The organism is Shewanella gelidii, from assembly GCF_014647855.1.
GTDB lineage: Bacteria > Pseudomonadota > Gammaproteobacteria > Enterobacterales > Shewanellaceae > Shewanella > Shewanella gelidii.
Map to the genome: position 1 here is coordinate 18,973 of NZ_BMPZ01000008.1, position 15,667 is coordinate 34,639.

The window sequence follows — 15,667 nt, forward strand, 5'->3', positions numbered from 1 at the left end:
GCTTTTTTTATGGTTGGTTCAACTCGAGAGTCATTCTGTTTTTCGGCTAGCAAATCAACAGTAAAGGACATGAGCAAGTGCAGAAAATTGTTTTTCTTTCACCACTATTTTAAGCTAACCCAACAATGTTCCCTTGGTTGTCGATATCAATATTCAGATAAGCTGGTTTCAATCCAAGACCTGGCATCGTCATCACTTTACCCGCATGAGCTGTGATAAACCCTGCGCCAGCATTCAACGTGAACTTTTCCACTGCGATAACAAACGGGTTGGGGACACCTTTTAAAGTCGGGTCATGGCTAATCGACATCGGTGTTTTTGCAAGACAAATACTCAAATGACCAAAGCCCTCCGCTTGCAACTTCTCTAGTTGCTGCGTCGCCATTGCACTCAACTCAATTCCCGCTGCCCCTAGGCCGACTTCTGCAAGGGTTAGTAACTTTTCTCGCAAAGGTAAACCATGATCATACAAAAATTTAAAATGCTGTGGCTGTTCACAAGCCGCTAGCACTGTATCAGCAAGCGCCTTGGCTCCTTCAGCGCCTTGGCTGAAAGCATCACTGATTTCACAACCAAAAGCTTTTGACGCTCTCACTTTTTGTAACAGCCACGCCAGTTCTTTTGGACAATCATGTTCAAAGCGGTTGATTGTCACCACAACAGGTACGCCATATTGACTCACATTATTGATATGCCACTCTAAGTTTGCGAAACCTGCCTCAAGCCTCGTTTGTTTGGGTTCAGTAACATCGCTATTGTCTTGATCGCTCGCGTGCGATTTTAGCGCCTTTAAAGTGGTAACTAGAACTGCGGCATCAGGTGATTTACCAGATTGATGTACCTTGATATTGCAAAACTTTTCAAAACCCATATCACTGCCAAAGCCAGCTTCAGTGACAACAACATCGGCGAGTTTCAACGCGATATCATCAGCAATAATTGAAGAATTTCCATGCGCAATATTGGCAAATGGGCCGGCATGAATTAAACAAGGCGCACCAGATAAAGTTTGCATTAAGGTTGGTGCCATCGCATCAAGCATGATTGCGGCCATCGCGCCAGCAACACCAAGCTTTTCTGCTGTAATCAGCTCTCCATCTCGGCTTTCAGCTAACACAACTCGACCGACACGAACACGCATATCTTCTACGCTTCGACTCAGTGCCAGAATCGCCATTAACTCTGAAGACGCGGTAATATCAAATCCAGAGGCATGCTCTGGACCATTCGGCTGACCTAGACCAACCTCGATTTGACGTAAGCTACGATCATTATGATCAACAACACGACGCCAAAATATTCGATCCGTATTAATATTGAGCGGCTCAAGCCCCGATTGATTTGTAAACGCCTGCGCACCCAAACGAGATTCATGATGTAAACGCGCATCGAGCGCCGCAGCGGCTAAATTATGCGCACTGCTAATGGCGTGGATATCGCCAGTTAGATGAAGGTTTAGCACTTCCATCGGCGCAACTTGGGCATAACCACCACCTGCAGCACCGCCTTTGACACCAAATATGGGTCCCATACTGGGTTGACGAATACAGCAACATGTTTTTTTGCCTAAAGCATCAAGCCCTTGAGTTAAACCAATGGTCGTAACCGTCTTTCCCTCACCATAGGGGGTTGGTGTCACCGCGGTTACAATGACAAGTTTGCCGTCGGCATGGTTTTTTAGTCTTCGTTGCGAAGATAGCTTAACTTTAGCTTTGGTCTCTCCAAAAGAATCAAACTCATCTTTCATTAAGCCTAATTTAGTTGCAATATTTTCAATAGGTTGCAACTCACACTGACGAGATATTTCAATGTCACTTAGCAAAATCGAAGCTCCTTTTACTGCCGTTATGGCCAGTAAAGCACAAAATCATCTATTTATGGCGCGCATATTAGTCGATCCCACTGCATAAGCTCAAACAGAACTGGCTGCTAATTCACCTTTATTGAATCTACGTCAAATTTCACTGATATTGTTCAAAATTAGAAGTCGTTGTTTGCATATAAGAACGGCACCCTGAGGTGCCGTCAACAAGCGGTTTTAGCCAACTATAAATATTGCAAAGAGCCAGTTAAATGAGGGCGCCTCCCCTTTTGGTCTCGTAATTCAAACAATACATGATCGCCATTAGTCTCAGTGTCAAACGTTACTGTATTTGGCATAAATAACGGTAACTTAAACGAAACATCAATCGTAAACGGACGCAATTCAGCTTCTGGCATGAGTGCGGCGACACAGCGTGCCTTTGACCACATGCCATGAGCAAGTACTCGCTCAAAACCAAATCTCTTTGAAAGAAACGGATGCAAGTGGATTAAGTTATAGTCGCCTGATGCTTTTGCATATCGTCTTCCGAGCCCTTCGTCTAATTGCCAGAATTGCGGCGCAAGAAAAGATAAACCTTCACCTTTTGGCGGTCGAGTACGTCGCGTTTTAGACTCCATACGATAAAGGTAAACAGACGTTGACTCCCACACGAGTTCATCACCAACCTTGACTTGTGACACTAAATCAACCTCTAAACCAATATCCGTCTTCCGGCTTTCGGTTAACGCACAAGAGAAGGATAAAGCCTCATGAATTTGAACTGGTCGATACTGGGTAATTTTATTCTTCAAATGGATCATACCCAGCAGTGGGAAGGTAATCAGCCCATCGGTGAATATTGCTGCGTGCAAACGAAATACCATCACATACAAATACGTTGGTGGCAGCAGCGCTTCATCAAAAGTGAATCCACAAACCTCCGCATAATGGCGAACCTTAGATGGCGAGACTTGAATATTTGCAGCTTTGATTTGGATACTCGGCAAGGGTTGCTCATCCCATCCTGGTTTACGAGCAAATATGATTTTTCGATAGAGCGATAATAAAGAAGGCATTGCCTTTAGCTCAATCTGATGTTGCATATCCAACGGTACAGCTCTCCCTCGTTAAACATTTAAAACTACTTTTCCTTTGAGCGACAGAGTATACCGCAAAGCTTAGTGAGATTGATAAACAAAAGCTGAACGACGTTCGTGCCGCACATTAGAATCCATGCCATAATAGCAGCCAACGAGAGCCGCCAACGGCGCAACAACCCCAAGCTAAAGAAATCACCGTGCCTCAAAATCAACTCAAAGATACCAATTTCGACAAACTCTCTGAAAAATTTGCTAAGAATATTTACGGCACTCCAAAAGGCCAAATCAGAGCTGCGGTCCTCCAGCGCGACTTAAATCTATTTTTAAACAAAATCGGTGACAAAAAGCTAAGGATCCTCGATGCCGGCGGCGGCTTTGGATATCTCAGCCAACAGCTTGCAGCACAAGGTCATCAGGTTGTTTTATGTGATATCTCAGAGCAAATGCTTGCCTTAGCTCAGCAACAAATTAATGACTCGACACCCGCACTAGATATGCAACTCATCCATTGTGCTATCCAAGATTTATCGAGCAAAGATCTCGGACAATTTGACCTCATCCTCTGCCATGCTGTCGCGGAGTGGTTAATAGACGCAAAATCAACTTTAGGTCAGTTAAATCAACTACTGAAGCCAGATGGCCTACTATCACTGATGTTCTATAACAAAGAGGCAATGCGTTTTCATAATCTCGTATCAGGTAACTTTGATTACGTTGCCGCAGGGTTAAAAGTCAAAAAGAAAATAGGCTTAACACCCACCCATCCTCTTTATATTGATGACGTTAAAGAATGGATTACTGAATGGAAAATGGAAATACTTTGCCAATCTGGCGTGCGAGTGGTGAATGACTATTTGAAAACGCACCAGCCAGCTAACTTCGAATTCGCAAAGCTGTTAGACATGGAACTGAAATACTCCCAACGCGAGCCGTACATCTCGTTAGGGCGCTATGTCCACTTTGTTTGCCAGTATCAGTCGGTAAACAAAGTGGTGGTTTAACCGCAGGAAAAAATCAGTCCCCGTTTAATTGACTATTGAAATTGACATTGCGCTTGCCAACAGTCTGTCAATTTCATGCCCTGTTTGCGCAAAAAGGCTTGCACGCTTTTATCGCCAACCATATGCAAACTTCCGACGGCAATAAACATGGGGTGTTCGGTTTTCGGAGCTTTAAAGAGCTGTTGAATTCGCTCAGCCATCCCTGCATTTCTCTTAAAAATAAGTTGGTCAGTTAATCGTTGTTGTTCATCCGTAACCATTTGCTCTTCTAGCATTGCTTGCATCCGATTTTGGTCCCCCGTACGCCAGGCGGTAACCATGTCTTCAAGTTCTTCATCCTTCGCTTTAATCGTGTCTCTTAGCATAGACCACTGCACTGCCTCATCAAATGAAGCGAGCATTTTAAATTGAAACTCCATGCTTTCTAATTCATAAATAGGCTTACCTTGTAACCGTGAAACTAGTGTTGTCTCCACTCCCCATTGTGGTTTATACCCAAGTGCTGAGAACTGCATCATTTCTAACTGAACGGCTTGCAACCACGGCGAATAAGGCTTTAAAGCGGTACATAGCTGCATCCGAGGCTGACAATATTTAGCCATGGCCTTCTCGGTCACGCGATCCATTTTCAGTGGCGTAAAGCCATATTCTCCGAGTAAAGCAGATGCGTTAACTTCACTCACATCCGCTTCAAGCACCAAAGATTTAGAATGCCTTAACGAGGCTTCGATTTGATTCGCAAACGGGTAAAAATCAGCTTTTCCCACATGAATCGTCCCCAATAAATAAGCTCGTTCACCTTGATATTCAACTTGGTAAAACGGTGGCGTATCCTGCGGTGCCGCCCAAGGTTGCACTGAAAAAAACGCACAGACCAGCCCTAGCCACCACACGAGTTTTACTTTCATAGCATTCCATCCTTTGATCTTAATACAGAGAATTCAGAGTCCACTTAAGCGCTGTTTGCTGATCCAGCTAAAGTCTATGCATTCGCTGGCAAATTAACGTTATAATCAGCCCAAATATTTACGAGAGACCCACTTATGCCACACAACAAGGTAATTGAGCAACTAAAAGAGAATTTGCAGCTGGCTTACCGCCAGTCCATCGATGCAGACGCCAAGCTGGATGCTCTCAAAAAAGCTGGCCATGGTAAATTTGCAGCAATTTTTACAAAATCCCAAGGGTTTGAAGAAGACTATACTCGCTTTTGCCCCTATGTCGCTGAGATTGCAGCAGACTTACAGACTTTAGAAAACCAAGCTGAATTGGATGCCGAAATCCTGCAAGATGTCGTAGGCAAGCTCGCTTTGGTCTTACAAACTTTGCAAGCCTTTAAAAGTCAAAGTAAATAGACGTTCCTCTCTACTAAACTTGTTCAAATTGCGGGGGATTTATAGTTTTGACTACCGCAATTTGCCGAGTTTGGCTGTCATCTTAATGTCATTTTAATCCCCTAACCTCCAGCGACTATTCCACCACATTCAGAAGAAAAATGGTTGCCATCAACCTTGGATTAACACTCGATAAAATTATCGATAAAGGAACGATAACTGCGTTATTCCAGCCAATATTCAATATCGAAAGCCAAACGGTTCACGGATTTGAAACCCTTAGTCGAGGCCCAGAACATGGCCCACTTCACGCACCGGTGCCACTGTTTCAAACGGCTGAACATGAGGGGCGCCTTAGTGAGCTGGAAACCATTTGCCGTCGAGTCTCAATTGAGCAGTTTTATGAGCGTGGCCTAGATGGCAAACTGTTTATCAACATCTCCCCCAAAGCACTATTGGACCCAGAGCATCCCAAGGGGTTAACCATTGCCTTACTTCAAAGGCTCGGTATCCCGCCATCTCAAGTTGTCATTGAGTTATCAGAGCAGCACCCAGCGGATGATATTGACTTACTTAAATCTTGTTTAAGTCATTACCGTAATCAAGGCTTTTTAACCGCAATCGACGATCTTGGCACTGGCTACTCGGGACTTCGGCTTTGGTCTGAACTCGCACCCGATTACATCAAAATCGATCGACATTTTGTCCATCAAATTGACAAATATGCAGTCAAACAAGAGTTTGTTCGTTCGATTGTGGAGCTATGCCAGAGCCTCACTTGTAAAGTCATCGCAGAGGGGAAACCGAGTCAGAGCTCGCTATTCTTAAGCAGCTCAACATCACTTATTGTCAGGGCTATTACCTGGGTTACCCAGAGAAAAACCCAAAAGCGAAACTGAACTTGCAGCCTTCTGAGCGGCCCATTCAACAACTCACACGCTACAATGAATCTGTTGAGAGCCTATGCACCAATGCGACGCCTGTTGCTCCGCAAACCAAACTCAAAGATCTAAGCGAACTATTTATTCGAGACACCAGTTTACAGGCCATTGCAATCGTTCATCATACCCGCCCACAGGGATTAATCAGCCGACACTATTTAATGGAGCTTTTTAGTACCCCTTATGGACGAGCATTGCATGAAAACCATCAAGTCGAAGAAGTGATGGATCGCAATGTAATGCGATTTGAAGCAAGCGACCCACTCTCCAATGTCAGCCAACAGCTCACAGCTGACAGTGATAATAGAGTTGCGCAGCAATTCATTATCATGCGCCAAGGTCATTTTTTAGGTATTGGCCACACCAAAGATCTGTTACAGCGGATCACAGAGCACCGCATCAAAACAGCTCGACACGCCAATCCACTCACAGGGCTACCGGGAAATGTCCCAATTCAAGAAGAATTAAAGCGACTCCAATTACATCACCGGTCGTTTTATTTGGCATATTTTGACCTCTGTGACTTTAAGCCCTATAACGACGTCTATGGATTTTGCCGAGGAGATGAAGTGATCCGTGAACTGGGTAACCAATTACATAGACTTCAAAGCAAGGATACATTTATTGGCCATATTGGCGGTGATGACTTTGTGGTAATCAGTACCGGCGCTCAAATCCTAGAACAATGCCAGCATATTTTAACTCAATTTGAGCAAGGAAAAGCCGCGTTCTATAATGAGCAACATTGGCAAACCCAGAAAATCCGCGCCCAAGATAGAAATGGCGTCCCTTGTGATCAGCCCTTACTCAGCCTCTGTGTCGGTGTTTTACCTCCGCAATTAACTGCAGCAGGAAACGAACATAGCCTGTCTCAACTGAGTGCTAAGGCCAAAAAAAAGGCAAAGCATTCATCACCGAAGCTTTGCCTATTAGAAAGCAGTTTAAAGCCGTTACAACATAGGCTTGAGTGATTTATTCAGCCAATCATTGAGCATTTTAATCTCATACCGAAGCGGCTCGTTTTGGTTTCTACGACTGGCACTTGTGAAGCCCAGGTCAGAAAGCTTCTCATTTCCAGCGATGACAACTTGATCGTTATCGACCACTTGATAACTAAACGTCATTCTAGGTGGGTATATATCTTTGACAACTCGAATATCATTCGTGGTGGCACCGAACGTAGGGCGTACATCACCGGCTAAGTCAACATCAGTCACCACAAGATACAGTTTTTGGTGCTCTTGCATAAACTTTGATGCTTCTTTATCCAAGGATTTCGTTAGTGTTTCAAACACACGTTGTTCGTAGCGTTCTTGCTTTCCTGACGATGCTTCAATATCTCGATAGCTCTCTGGCGCTTGCCACTCAATGGTAACCAAACCGTGCTCTGTCATCGGATTTTTTTGCTTGTCGGCTTGCTCACCAGCAAAGGTGGCACCTGCGAGCAAACCGCTGATGATAATCGCGGTATTGAAAGACTGAGATAGTTTCACGATGGCCTCCTTTGGCTTATCGACTAAGACATCATCATAGTACGAAAAACAAGCTGAATCACGGCTTAATATGCCCCTCATTGCCAGCAGAACTTAAGCCCGCCTACGTAAACGCTATTCATCTGGCTAGGAAAATGCCAACCTTTACATTACGTAGATACTGACCTCAAGCTGCAAACATTGCTAACATGCACTGCCCTTTTACCACCGAGATATATTCAGTATGAAACCTGCAATGCCCTTTATTGTCGCAATAATTATTTTCACAGGCTTTGGCACTGCGTTATATGGCATTAGTCAATCTGAGCAAACTAAAACAGCGGAGGTTTGGTCTGCATTTATTTATAACAAGGGTTTTAATTCTGGTCGTTACCAAAAGGAGGATGGATTTCAATCATTCAAGCAGTGTAAAGCCTACGCGGAGTCGGCTGAGAGCAACCCAAACGGTGCAAATTGGGAATGTGGATTAAATTGTGGGTTTGATTCTCGCAGACAAGGGTTTCAATGCGACACCATGATGCACAAATAGCGCACTTTAGGTTTAGCGTCTCAGTTAAAGCCCAGCTCCACGAGACAACTACAATACATAAGCCCCATTAGCATTCATGCGAAGTCTGGCTTTCGACAGGAAATTGCCAATCGTACCAAAGGTTAAACAAGTACCCATAAAACAGCACAAACAGGATAAAGCCCAAATCGGCTACTAACGCTTGAATAAGGCTGATATTCAAGCCCCAAGCCATCACTGGAACTGTCACGAGCAAAAGCACCAATTCAAACCCTGTCGAATGTAAAATTCTCAGCGCTTGAGTTTTCTGAGTATGCCCATTCCGTCTCAACAACCAATAATCAAAACCCAAATTAAACACACCATTCACGCACATCGCAATTAGCGTTAATAGTAAAGCTAATACACCAAGCTCAATGAAATCTGCTTGAAAAAACAGCTGACCAAATCCAATAGCAAAGCATAACAGAACCGCTTCAAATAACACGGCATGTCGAACGCGATCTTTAAAGCTACGCATTCGAATTCTCGCGACATTTGTCAAATAGCACATCTAATGTCGGAAAAAGCCAACGGGATAACTTTTTTTGAGCCAATGCTCTTGAGGGTAAACGCAATGGGCAATCCTCTGCGAACGCGCCTTGCAATGTTGCTATCGCAGAATCATCCCACTCGGGATGAAATTGTAAGCCAAGAATATGCTCTGTTCTAAACGCTTGCTGCGGACACAAGATAGAATCAGCAAAGACCTCTACAGACAGACGATCATCGAACTCAAAACCTTGATAATGCCATTGCGGCACCAGCATTCGCTGTCCGGTTGTAAAGGTTACCGGTGTCCAACCGCATTCGGGCTCTGGCAACTTATAAATCCTAGCGCCAAGCTCTGCGGCTAGCAATTGAGCGCCCAAGCAGATCGCTAATATGGGTATTTTTCGCTGTAGCGCCCCTTGAATCAGGTACCGTTCCCGCTGCATCCACATGGGATTGTCTTGCACGTTCATCGGGCCACCTAAAACAATCAAGCCATCATACCCACACAAGGTTTGAGGCAATTGTTCAGGTGCAAGAAAACAAGTTAATTGTGCGCCATGGGCCTGCGCCCATTGTGCAATGCGTCCAACACCTTCAGCATGATGATGCTGAAATACTGCAATATCCATTACTGCGTTTCCTCCAATAGAGACGTTAAGTTGCCCATGGAGTTTTTGAAATAAAAGTTCGCAAGGCGATAGCCTTTAGCTTGCCATCTCAATAAAGAAGCTGCCCGCAACCATCGGCGTAGAGCGATCAAACCATGATATAGGGTGTGTATAAGAGAGGTTGTTATATGGGGGGTGAGGTTCGGCATTATCGCTCCTATCTTAGTTAATCAATTAACCTTGATGGGGCCGTCCCCAAGTTTTTATGCTTAAAGTAAGGTCGTCCTTACACGGATTCATTCTACAATGATGTTGCCCAAAGCGGCAGCCCTTTTACTAAAAAATAGGACTGCTTTAAATCGAATGCAGCGACTAGAATGGAAAGCGAGCACTCATTTTAGGGTAAGTTTTCTTAAGCCCTTTAGATTTTGTCTTGAATTTTTTACCCGCAGGTGTCGCCTTACCAGAAGGCACAAAAGGTAACTCCAGATTGGTCCTGTCCTCGTAAATCTGCCCCGCGACTAGATCATAATCCTCAATATAGGGATATGCATTGCCATCTTTTAATGGCCAGGAGTCCAATTCACCGAGAGCATCAGGGTCAGCAATCACTCGTTCAAACCATTCTTGCCCTAAAGAAATGACAAAATTCCGGAACTCAGCAAAGTCATACTCTGAGTCGCAACCGCCGACAATATACGCGCAGCCCCAGATATCCCAACGATATAGCAAGCGCATTTTTTGTCCATAAAGCTTGTCAAATGCTTTGAGGTCTTCATCACTCAGCGGAGTAATGCTGAGTTTAAGTTTGCGCACCAATTCTTCTTGGGTTTGTTCTGGTCTATTGCGCGCGACCAAAATCCAAAACTCGTTTTCTGTCATAGCTATTATTCTTCATTGCGATGACGACCATTTTACATTGATACCCTGATTTAAGATATGGTTTTAACGTACAGAAAAGCGAGGTTATGACTTCTCACCGACCACGTTCCCATTTTTATAATAAAAGTACTTGGCCTCTGCGGAGGCATCATTAATGCACGTCTCGGTTCTCATTTTAAAAGAGTGAATATCTACCTCAACGAGCTTCCCTAAATAGAAAGCTTTGCCTGCACTTCTAGCCTAAATCATGGGACAAAAGCTCAAGGCTGTTTGGTAACATATTTAACTTTTCTTGTGTTTTGTAAAAGCCTGAATGCAAGCAATATGTTTGCTTAGCACCTCTGCTATAGGAAGTGATTAACCGACCATGACGGTTCTCAAGCTTGAAATAGTATGCTCTGAATCCAGAGGCGTCATCAGCGACGGCTTCATCGAGATGGCTCAAGGTAACATTGGACTGAAAACCATGATTTGCATAAACTAGCGGCCTATGTAAATTTGATCGAAGGCACCACAATGCGCAACCTCCCTATTCAACTGGGTATACTCATGCTGGTTTACCTCGTATTCGCAGTGGTTGCGATTTGGCGAGCACTTCATGGCGGAGGTATCGACCTGTTTACCTTTGGCGTTGTTCCCGTGTTTATTGGTATCGCCATTCGAGCGCCATGGGCTGCAATTATTTTTAAACTCTACGTATTACTGCAAACCCTTGGCTTTGCAGCTCTAGCTGTCACCGCAATATTGGCTTACCAAATCACGCCCGAAGACGTAAAAGTCGTCATCGACGGCATCAATATTCCTATGCCTTGGGTTGTCTCCGGAATTATTGTTTTGCTGGGATTTCAATACTGGGTTGCTTTTTCGGCAAGTACCAAAGCTTTTTTGCTTAAAAGTCCTGCAACTACAGTGTGAACTGAATGATGAATGTTGCTAACTTGTTGTTGATCACGTAGCGTATTCAAAATCAATTCGACGCAATAAATTAATTCCATGAGCACACTTTCACCTGATGAACTCTCAATTCTTTTACTTGAGCCATCAACAACTCAACAAAAAATTATTGCTAACCAACTGTCAAATGAAGGCGTTCGGGCAATACAAACGGCCACCAACATTGCCGAAGCTAAAGCTATCATTGAACGCCATCAACCAGATCTCATCGCCAGTGCCATGCACTTTGAAGATGGCCATGCATTGGAATTGCTGCGCGATTTAAAAAGCTCCAGCCAGTTTAATGATATTCAGTTCATGCTGGTTTCTAGCGAATGTCGTAGAGAGCAACTCGAAGAGTTCCGTCAATCAGGCGTCGTCGCAATTCTTCCCAAGCCCTTTAGCAGTGAACACCTTGGCAAAGCGCTAAATGCAACGTTAGATCTGCTCACCCATGAAGAGATGGACCTGTCTCATTTCGACGTTCATAACCTAAGAGTCTTAGTTGTCGACGACAGCTCACTAGCGCGCAAAATAATTAGCCGTACCATAGGCAACCTCGGCATACAGCTAATTACCGAAGCGAATGATGGCGAAGCAGCAATCGAATTAATGCAACAGCAAATGTTTGACTTGGTGATTACGGATTACAACATGCCAAGTGTTGATGGACTCGCTTTAACGCAATATATTCGCAATGAGAGTCAGCAATCCCATGTACCGATTCTGATGGTTTCCTCTGAGGCAAATGACACCCATCTGGCGAACGTATCCCAAGCTGGCGTGAATGCGTTATGCGATAAACCTTTTGAGCCACAACTTGTGAAGCAAATACTATATCAACTGCTTGAAGATTAGGACTACATCACAAACCGAGGAAAACCCTCTAATAAATTAAACTATTAGACCATCTTCTATGGGTAAAACGCTTTCCATGTCTTGAACCTTATGGCATGTTAGGCGAGGTTAAAATAAATCAAAAATCTACGGAAAGAAGAGACAATCAATATGAACAAGACTGAATTAGTTGCAAAGATTGCTGAAGGTGCAGAACTCTCTAAAGCGGAAGCAGCACGTGCTCTAAAATCATTTGAAGAAGCTGTTACTGAAACCATGAAAAACGGTGAGAAAATCTCAATCGTTGGTTTTGGTTCATTTGAAACATCTACCCGTGCAGCTCGCACAGGCCGCAACCCACAAACCGGTAAAGAGATCCAAATCCCTGAAGCCGTTGTACCTAAGTTCAAAGCTGGTAAATCTTTAAAAGATAGCGTGAACTAATACTGATTCACTTTATCTATAAAAGCCTCCGTTCTCGGGGGCTTTTTTGTCCCCGTGACCTCTCTATACGTATGAACCACATTTCAACGAAATGTGCACAAAAAAGGTGCACGCCTGCATCATCCTAAATCAACGGCTTGCACCAGCGTAACAACAACCAAACCTAAGCCATTGTTTTAATTGAATAACAAATTGTGGCACAAGAATCGCAAATTCATCTGCAAGTTCAATCATTTTTAAATCAACAATTACATAGCAGATCTACATCAATGTAGACAGATGAAGGAAGAAGATGAACATGCATAAGACAACAAAGACAGTTACAGCACTCGCATTAGGCTTAATGTTATCAAGCTCAGCATCTGCAGGGTTTAGTGGCAACATTGGCGCCACAACAAACTACTTATGGCGCGGTGTAAGCCAAACTGCTGATTCTACGGCAGTTCAAGGTGGCCTTGATTATGAGCATGAGTCTGGATTCTATGCGGGCACTTGGATATCGAATGTTGATTTTGGTGATGGCACCAGTTTCGAAATGGACTTATACGCAGGTTATGCTGGTAGCATCACAGAAGATCTTAGCTACGACGTTTTTTACCTATTATACGGTTACCCTGATGCCCCAGGTGATGTAGATTTTGGCGAGCTAACCGCTGTAGCCAACTGGAAATGGCTCAGCGTAAGCTATGCACATACGATTCATGGTGGCGACGATATCGCTTCTGCACCTCTGGATAGTGACGACATGGGATATTTACAAGCCAATGTCAGCATTCCGCTCGCAGATGGCTTAGCACTCGACTTTCACTATGGCATGTCTTCAGGCGATATCGTTGAGAGCTGGTACGGTGTTGATGACTACTCAGATTACAGCGCAACACTAAGCAAAGACACGAGTATCGGCACGGTTTCTTTTGCGGTAGCCGATACGGATTTAGACGGAGACGATGCGAAAGTCGTTCTAGGATATAGCTACTCTTTTGACCTATAACCCCATAAGGTCCTGTAGAGAATAATAATTTTTATAAATTAGCAACAATTTTGGCACCACAGTTTGTGGTGCTTTTTTTGTGTCAGACACAAAAAGGTAGACTATTTTTAGCAAAATCACCGCGCTAATTTAGTGGTTTGTGAACAACAACCCGAATTCAGATTAATTCAAGATTTGGCTCACCCTTCTTGAAAATGACTATGTCAAAATGCAACCTAGCTCTCAAAAAAATCTTAGATTGCCTGCTACTTTCTAATTAGGCGTCGCTAAAATGCCGACATGGACAGGCAGACCATGACGCCAATAACCTATATAAATCAAAGCCTAATAACGTTAGTGAAAACATTTTAGGTAACAAGGTGAACGTTATGACTCATATTTTAGAGACCATTCCAAATGATGCTGAGCTAGAAGCGATGGCCTGCCCTAAAAACCAGAACAAGCAAAAAATGTTAGAGAAAAAGCGAAGCGCCAAACGACGCCTCGAATCAATGCTCGATGATATACAATTAAAACGAGCAATCGGCGCTGATGCAGACTTGGACTACTTCTAAGGTGCCATCTTTATTGAACCCACTTTTCTCAACCAACAAATGCAGTACACACTTTCACTGAGCTGATGGTCTGCACCATCGCTCAGTCAAATTATCGAGCATTATTTACTTGCATGAATACTGGTATTGAGTGCCAGCGCCAGCTGTTTTAGCGTTTCAACACGCTCATTGAGCTCTGCGCCTTGTAATGCAACACTGTCAGACACTTGATTGGTATACACCACACTCGTCGCAACATCTTGACTGGCTGCATTTAGCTCTGCCACAGCATTCACTTGATGCCCCAAAATATCAGCCAATCGATTCACATCCTCGACCAACTCAGACACTTGTTCAATAATGTCTGCAACCTGCTTTGCCCCAGATTCAATCACCGCTTGCCCTTGTGAAACCTGAGCCATATTGTCGACGAGCAAGGTTCTTATTTCTGACGCTGAGGCGTTGCTTCTTGCCGATAAACCACGGACCTCATCTGCAACCACAGCAAAGCCACGTCCGTGCTCTCCGGCACGTGCCGCTTCGATTGCAGCATTCAATGCAAGTAAATTTGTTTGCTCTGCAATGGCGGTAATCAGATCCGCAACAGATAGTATTTTTTCATTACTAGATAAGATTTGTGCTATCGCTTGAGTAGAGTCCTGCAGGGAAGCAATACTTGCCTGCGCTTGTTGATCAATCACCTGACTTTTCTGCTTCAACTCCACAACAAACTCATCTGAACGCTGCATATCACCATCCATTTGTTCAAGCTGCTGACTCATTTGTTGCGTGGCGCTGGATTGCGATTCACAATTCTGATTCAGTATTTGTACCTGACGGTGTAGCTGATGTGACTGTGCATCAAGTAAGGTTGCCACTTGGGATAGCTGTTCGCTATTACGACTCGCATCATTGAGAACATTCGACAGCATTTCGGCGCCTTGCTCTGCTTTTTGAGCCGCTTGCGTCATTGCGCCTTGCGCTGCAAGCGTGTTGTCTAAAGCCTGCTTACGTTTTGTGGCGGTAAACGCTTCGGCAACAATGATCACGACCAATGGCAATATGATCCCGCTCCAAGCCTCCACTTTGACACCCGCTTCATCAAGTCGCATCACAGGCAAAGTATGACCCGCAAGAGATTGATATAACATCCACCCACAAGCAAGAGTCACCAGAGCACTCCACCCCACTGCAGTTACACGGTCAGCAGTTAAAAAGAATGCAATAATAAGTACTACCACCCAAAAGCTTTGCGTCGATTCAAGCAAGCCCCCGCCTTGATAAACTAAGTTCAGCGCGTGGATTACCATACCCAAAAAGCCCATATTTAACGCAAACCGTGGCACGTTAAACAAGCGCAGTGCGGTGCCTGCAGTTAGCTGAGTCATAATCAACAGGACCGAAGTCAATATCAGTGGCTCATGTTGATGCTGATACCATTTCATAAGGCTGTAAAGACCAGTAAAAAATGACAATAAGGTGAAAAAGAGGAGTGTATCGATAAATTGATAAGACTGAGTAGTCCGCTGTAAACCTTTATCTAAAAAAAGGGCACGCCATAACGCCAATGGAGTCATAGATATTCCTTAGCAATTGCGCGCCCTTTGGGGTCAAATATCTCGATGTAACGATAGATAAGACTCCGAAGACCAGCGCCTTTGGTCATTAGCACACATGATTGAAGACGCAGGGTGACGTTTACATAACTGACGTTGAACGTTCAA

The 15,667-nt window shown here is 44.1% G+C and carries 16 protein-coding genes and 1 pseudogene; 9 read left to right on the forward strand and 8 right to left on the reverse strand.

What is annotated here, in order from left to right:
* Window positions 1–109: 109 nt before the first annotated feature.
* Window positions 110–1,822 carry a formate--tetrahydrofolate ligase gene (locus IEY18_RS13215; protein ID WP_188921592.1) on the reverse strand — a complete coding sequence of 571 codons (1,713 nt, stop codon included), beginning with the start codon at window positions 1,820–1,822 and terminating at the stop codon, window positions 110–112.
* Between the two features lie 224 nt (window positions 1,823–2,046).
* Entirely contained in the window at window positions 2,047–2,880 is an 834-nt protein-coding gene (locus IEY18_RS13220) for a MaoC family dehydratase (RefSeq protein WP_188921823.1), read from the reverse strand.
* Window positions 2,881–3,101: 221 nt separating this feature from the next.
* Between IEY18_RS13220 and IEY18_RS13225 the strand changes: the two genes are divergently transcribed.
* Window positions 3,102–3,905 (forward strand): methyltransferase domain-containing protein, encoded by an 804-nt coding sequence (locus IEY18_RS13225; protein WP_188921594.1) that lies wholly within the window; start codon window positions 3,102–3,104, stop codon window positions 3,903–3,905.
* A 32-nt stretch (window positions 3,906–3,937) separates the two neighbouring features.
* Here IEY18_RS13225 and IEY18_RS13230 read toward each other — a convergent pair whose 3' ends face one another.
* A complete protein-coding gene (locus IEY18_RS13230) occupies window positions 3,938–4,813 on the reverse strand; it encodes a TraB/GumN family protein (RefSeq protein ID WP_188921596.1) in 876 nt (291 codons plus the stop codon).
* Window positions 4,814–4,948: 135 nt separating this feature from the next.
* On the opposite strand from IEY18_RS13230, the gene IEY18_RS13235 reads away from it, so the two are divergent.
* Both IEY18_RS13235 and IEY18_RS13240 read left to right on the forward strand, forming a co-directional pair.
* Window positions 4,949–5,260 (forward strand): prephenate dehydrogenase, encoded by a 312-nt coding sequence (locus IEY18_RS13235; RefSeq protein WP_188921598.1) that lies wholly within the window; start codon window positions 4,949–4,951, stop codon window positions 5,258–5,260.
* Window positions 5,261–5,400: 140 nt separating this feature from the next.
* Window positions 5,401–7,151, forward strand: a pseudogene (locus IEY18_RS13240) (GGDEF domain-containing protein).
* On the opposite strand, the gene IEY18_RS13245 reads toward IEY18_RS13240, so the two are convergent.
* A complete protein-coding gene (locus tag IEY18_RS13245) occupies window positions 7,131–7,673 on the reverse strand; it encodes a DUF3016 domain-containing protein (RefSeq protein WP_229779882.1) in 543 nt (180 codons plus the stop codon). The pseudogene IEY18_RS13240 and the gene IEY18_RS13245 sit on opposite strands and share 21 nt — an antisense overlap.
* A 223-nt stretch (window positions 7,674–7,896) precedes the next feature.
* On the opposite strand from IEY18_RS13245, the gene IEY18_RS13250 reads away from it, so the two are divergent.
* Entirely contained in the window at window positions 7,897–8,202 is a 306-nt protein-coding gene (locus tag IEY18_RS13250; protein WP_188921602.1) for a hypothetical protein, read from the forward strand.
* Window positions 8,203–8,269: 67 nt separating this feature from the next.
* Here IEY18_RS13250 and IEY18_RS13255 read toward each other — a convergent pair whose 3' ends face one another.
* From IEY18_RS13255 to IEY18_RS13265, 3 genes are all read right to left on the reverse strand, one after another.
* On the reverse strand, window positions 8,270–8,701 hold the full coding sequence (locus IEY18_RS13255; RefSeq protein ID WP_188921603.1) for a PACE efflux transporter: 432 nt from the start codon (window positions 8,699–8,701) through the stop codon (window positions 8,270–8,272).
* Window positions 8,694–9,344, reverse strand: a complete 651-nt coding sequence (locus IEY18_RS13260; RefSeq protein ID WP_188921605.1) for a type 1 glutamine amidotransferase — start codon at window positions 9,342–9,344, stop codon at window positions 8,694–8,696. The genes IEY18_RS13255 and IEY18_RS13260 overlap by 8 nt, the downstream gene beginning before the upstream one ends.
* Before the next feature lie 351 nt (window positions 9,345–9,695).
* Window positions 9,696–10,205: a DUF4240 domain-containing protein gene (locus IEY18_RS13265; protein ID WP_188921607.1), complete on the reverse strand. Its 510-nt coding sequence runs from the start codon at window positions 10,203–10,205 to the stop codon at window positions 9,696–9,698.
* A 516-nt stretch (window positions 10,206–10,721) separates the two neighbouring features.
* On the opposite strand from IEY18_RS13265, the gene IEY18_RS13270 reads away from it, so the two are divergent.
* From IEY18_RS13270 to IEY18_RS13290, 5 genes are all read left to right on the forward strand, one after another.
* Window positions 10,722–11,120: a hypothetical protein gene (locus IEY18_RS13270; protein WP_188921609.1), complete on the forward strand. Its 399-nt coding sequence runs from the start codon at window positions 10,722–10,724 to the stop codon at window positions 11,118–11,120.
* Window positions 11,121–11,198: 78 nt separating this feature from the next.
* On the forward strand, window positions 11,199–11,996 hold the full coding sequence (locus IEY18_RS13275) for a response regulator (RefSeq protein WP_188921611.1): 798 nt from the start codon (window positions 11,199–11,201) through the stop codon (window positions 11,994–11,996).
* Between the two features lie 150 nt (window positions 11,997–12,146).
* Window positions 12,147–12,419: an HU family DNA-binding protein gene (locus tag IEY18_RS13280; protein WP_188921613.1), complete on the forward strand. Its 273-nt coding sequence runs from the start codon at window positions 12,147–12,149 to the stop codon at window positions 12,417–12,419.
* Between the two features lie 298 nt (window positions 12,420–12,717).
* Window positions 12,718–13,410, forward strand: a complete 693-nt coding sequence (locus tag IEY18_RS13285) for a TorF family putative porin (RefSeq protein ID WP_188921615.1) — start codon at window positions 12,718–12,720, stop codon at window positions 13,408–13,410.
* A 368-nt stretch (window positions 13,411–13,778) separates the two neighbouring features.
* Window positions 13,779–13,964 (forward strand): hypothetical protein, encoded by a 186-nt coding sequence (locus IEY18_RS13290; RefSeq protein WP_188921616.1) that lies wholly within the window; start codon window positions 13,779–13,781, stop codon window positions 13,962–13,964.
* Window positions 13,965–14,065: 101 nt separating this feature from the next.
* On the opposite strand, the gene IEY18_RS13295 is transcribed toward IEY18_RS13290, so the two are convergent.
* Window positions 14,066–15,520 carry a methyl-accepting chemotaxis protein gene (locus IEY18_RS13295; RefSeq protein ID WP_188921618.1) on the reverse strand — a complete coding sequence of 485 codons (1,455 nt, stop codon included), beginning with the start codon at window positions 15,518–15,520 and terminating at the stop codon, window positions 14,066–14,068.
* Window positions 15,521–15,667 lie beyond the last annotated feature (147 nt).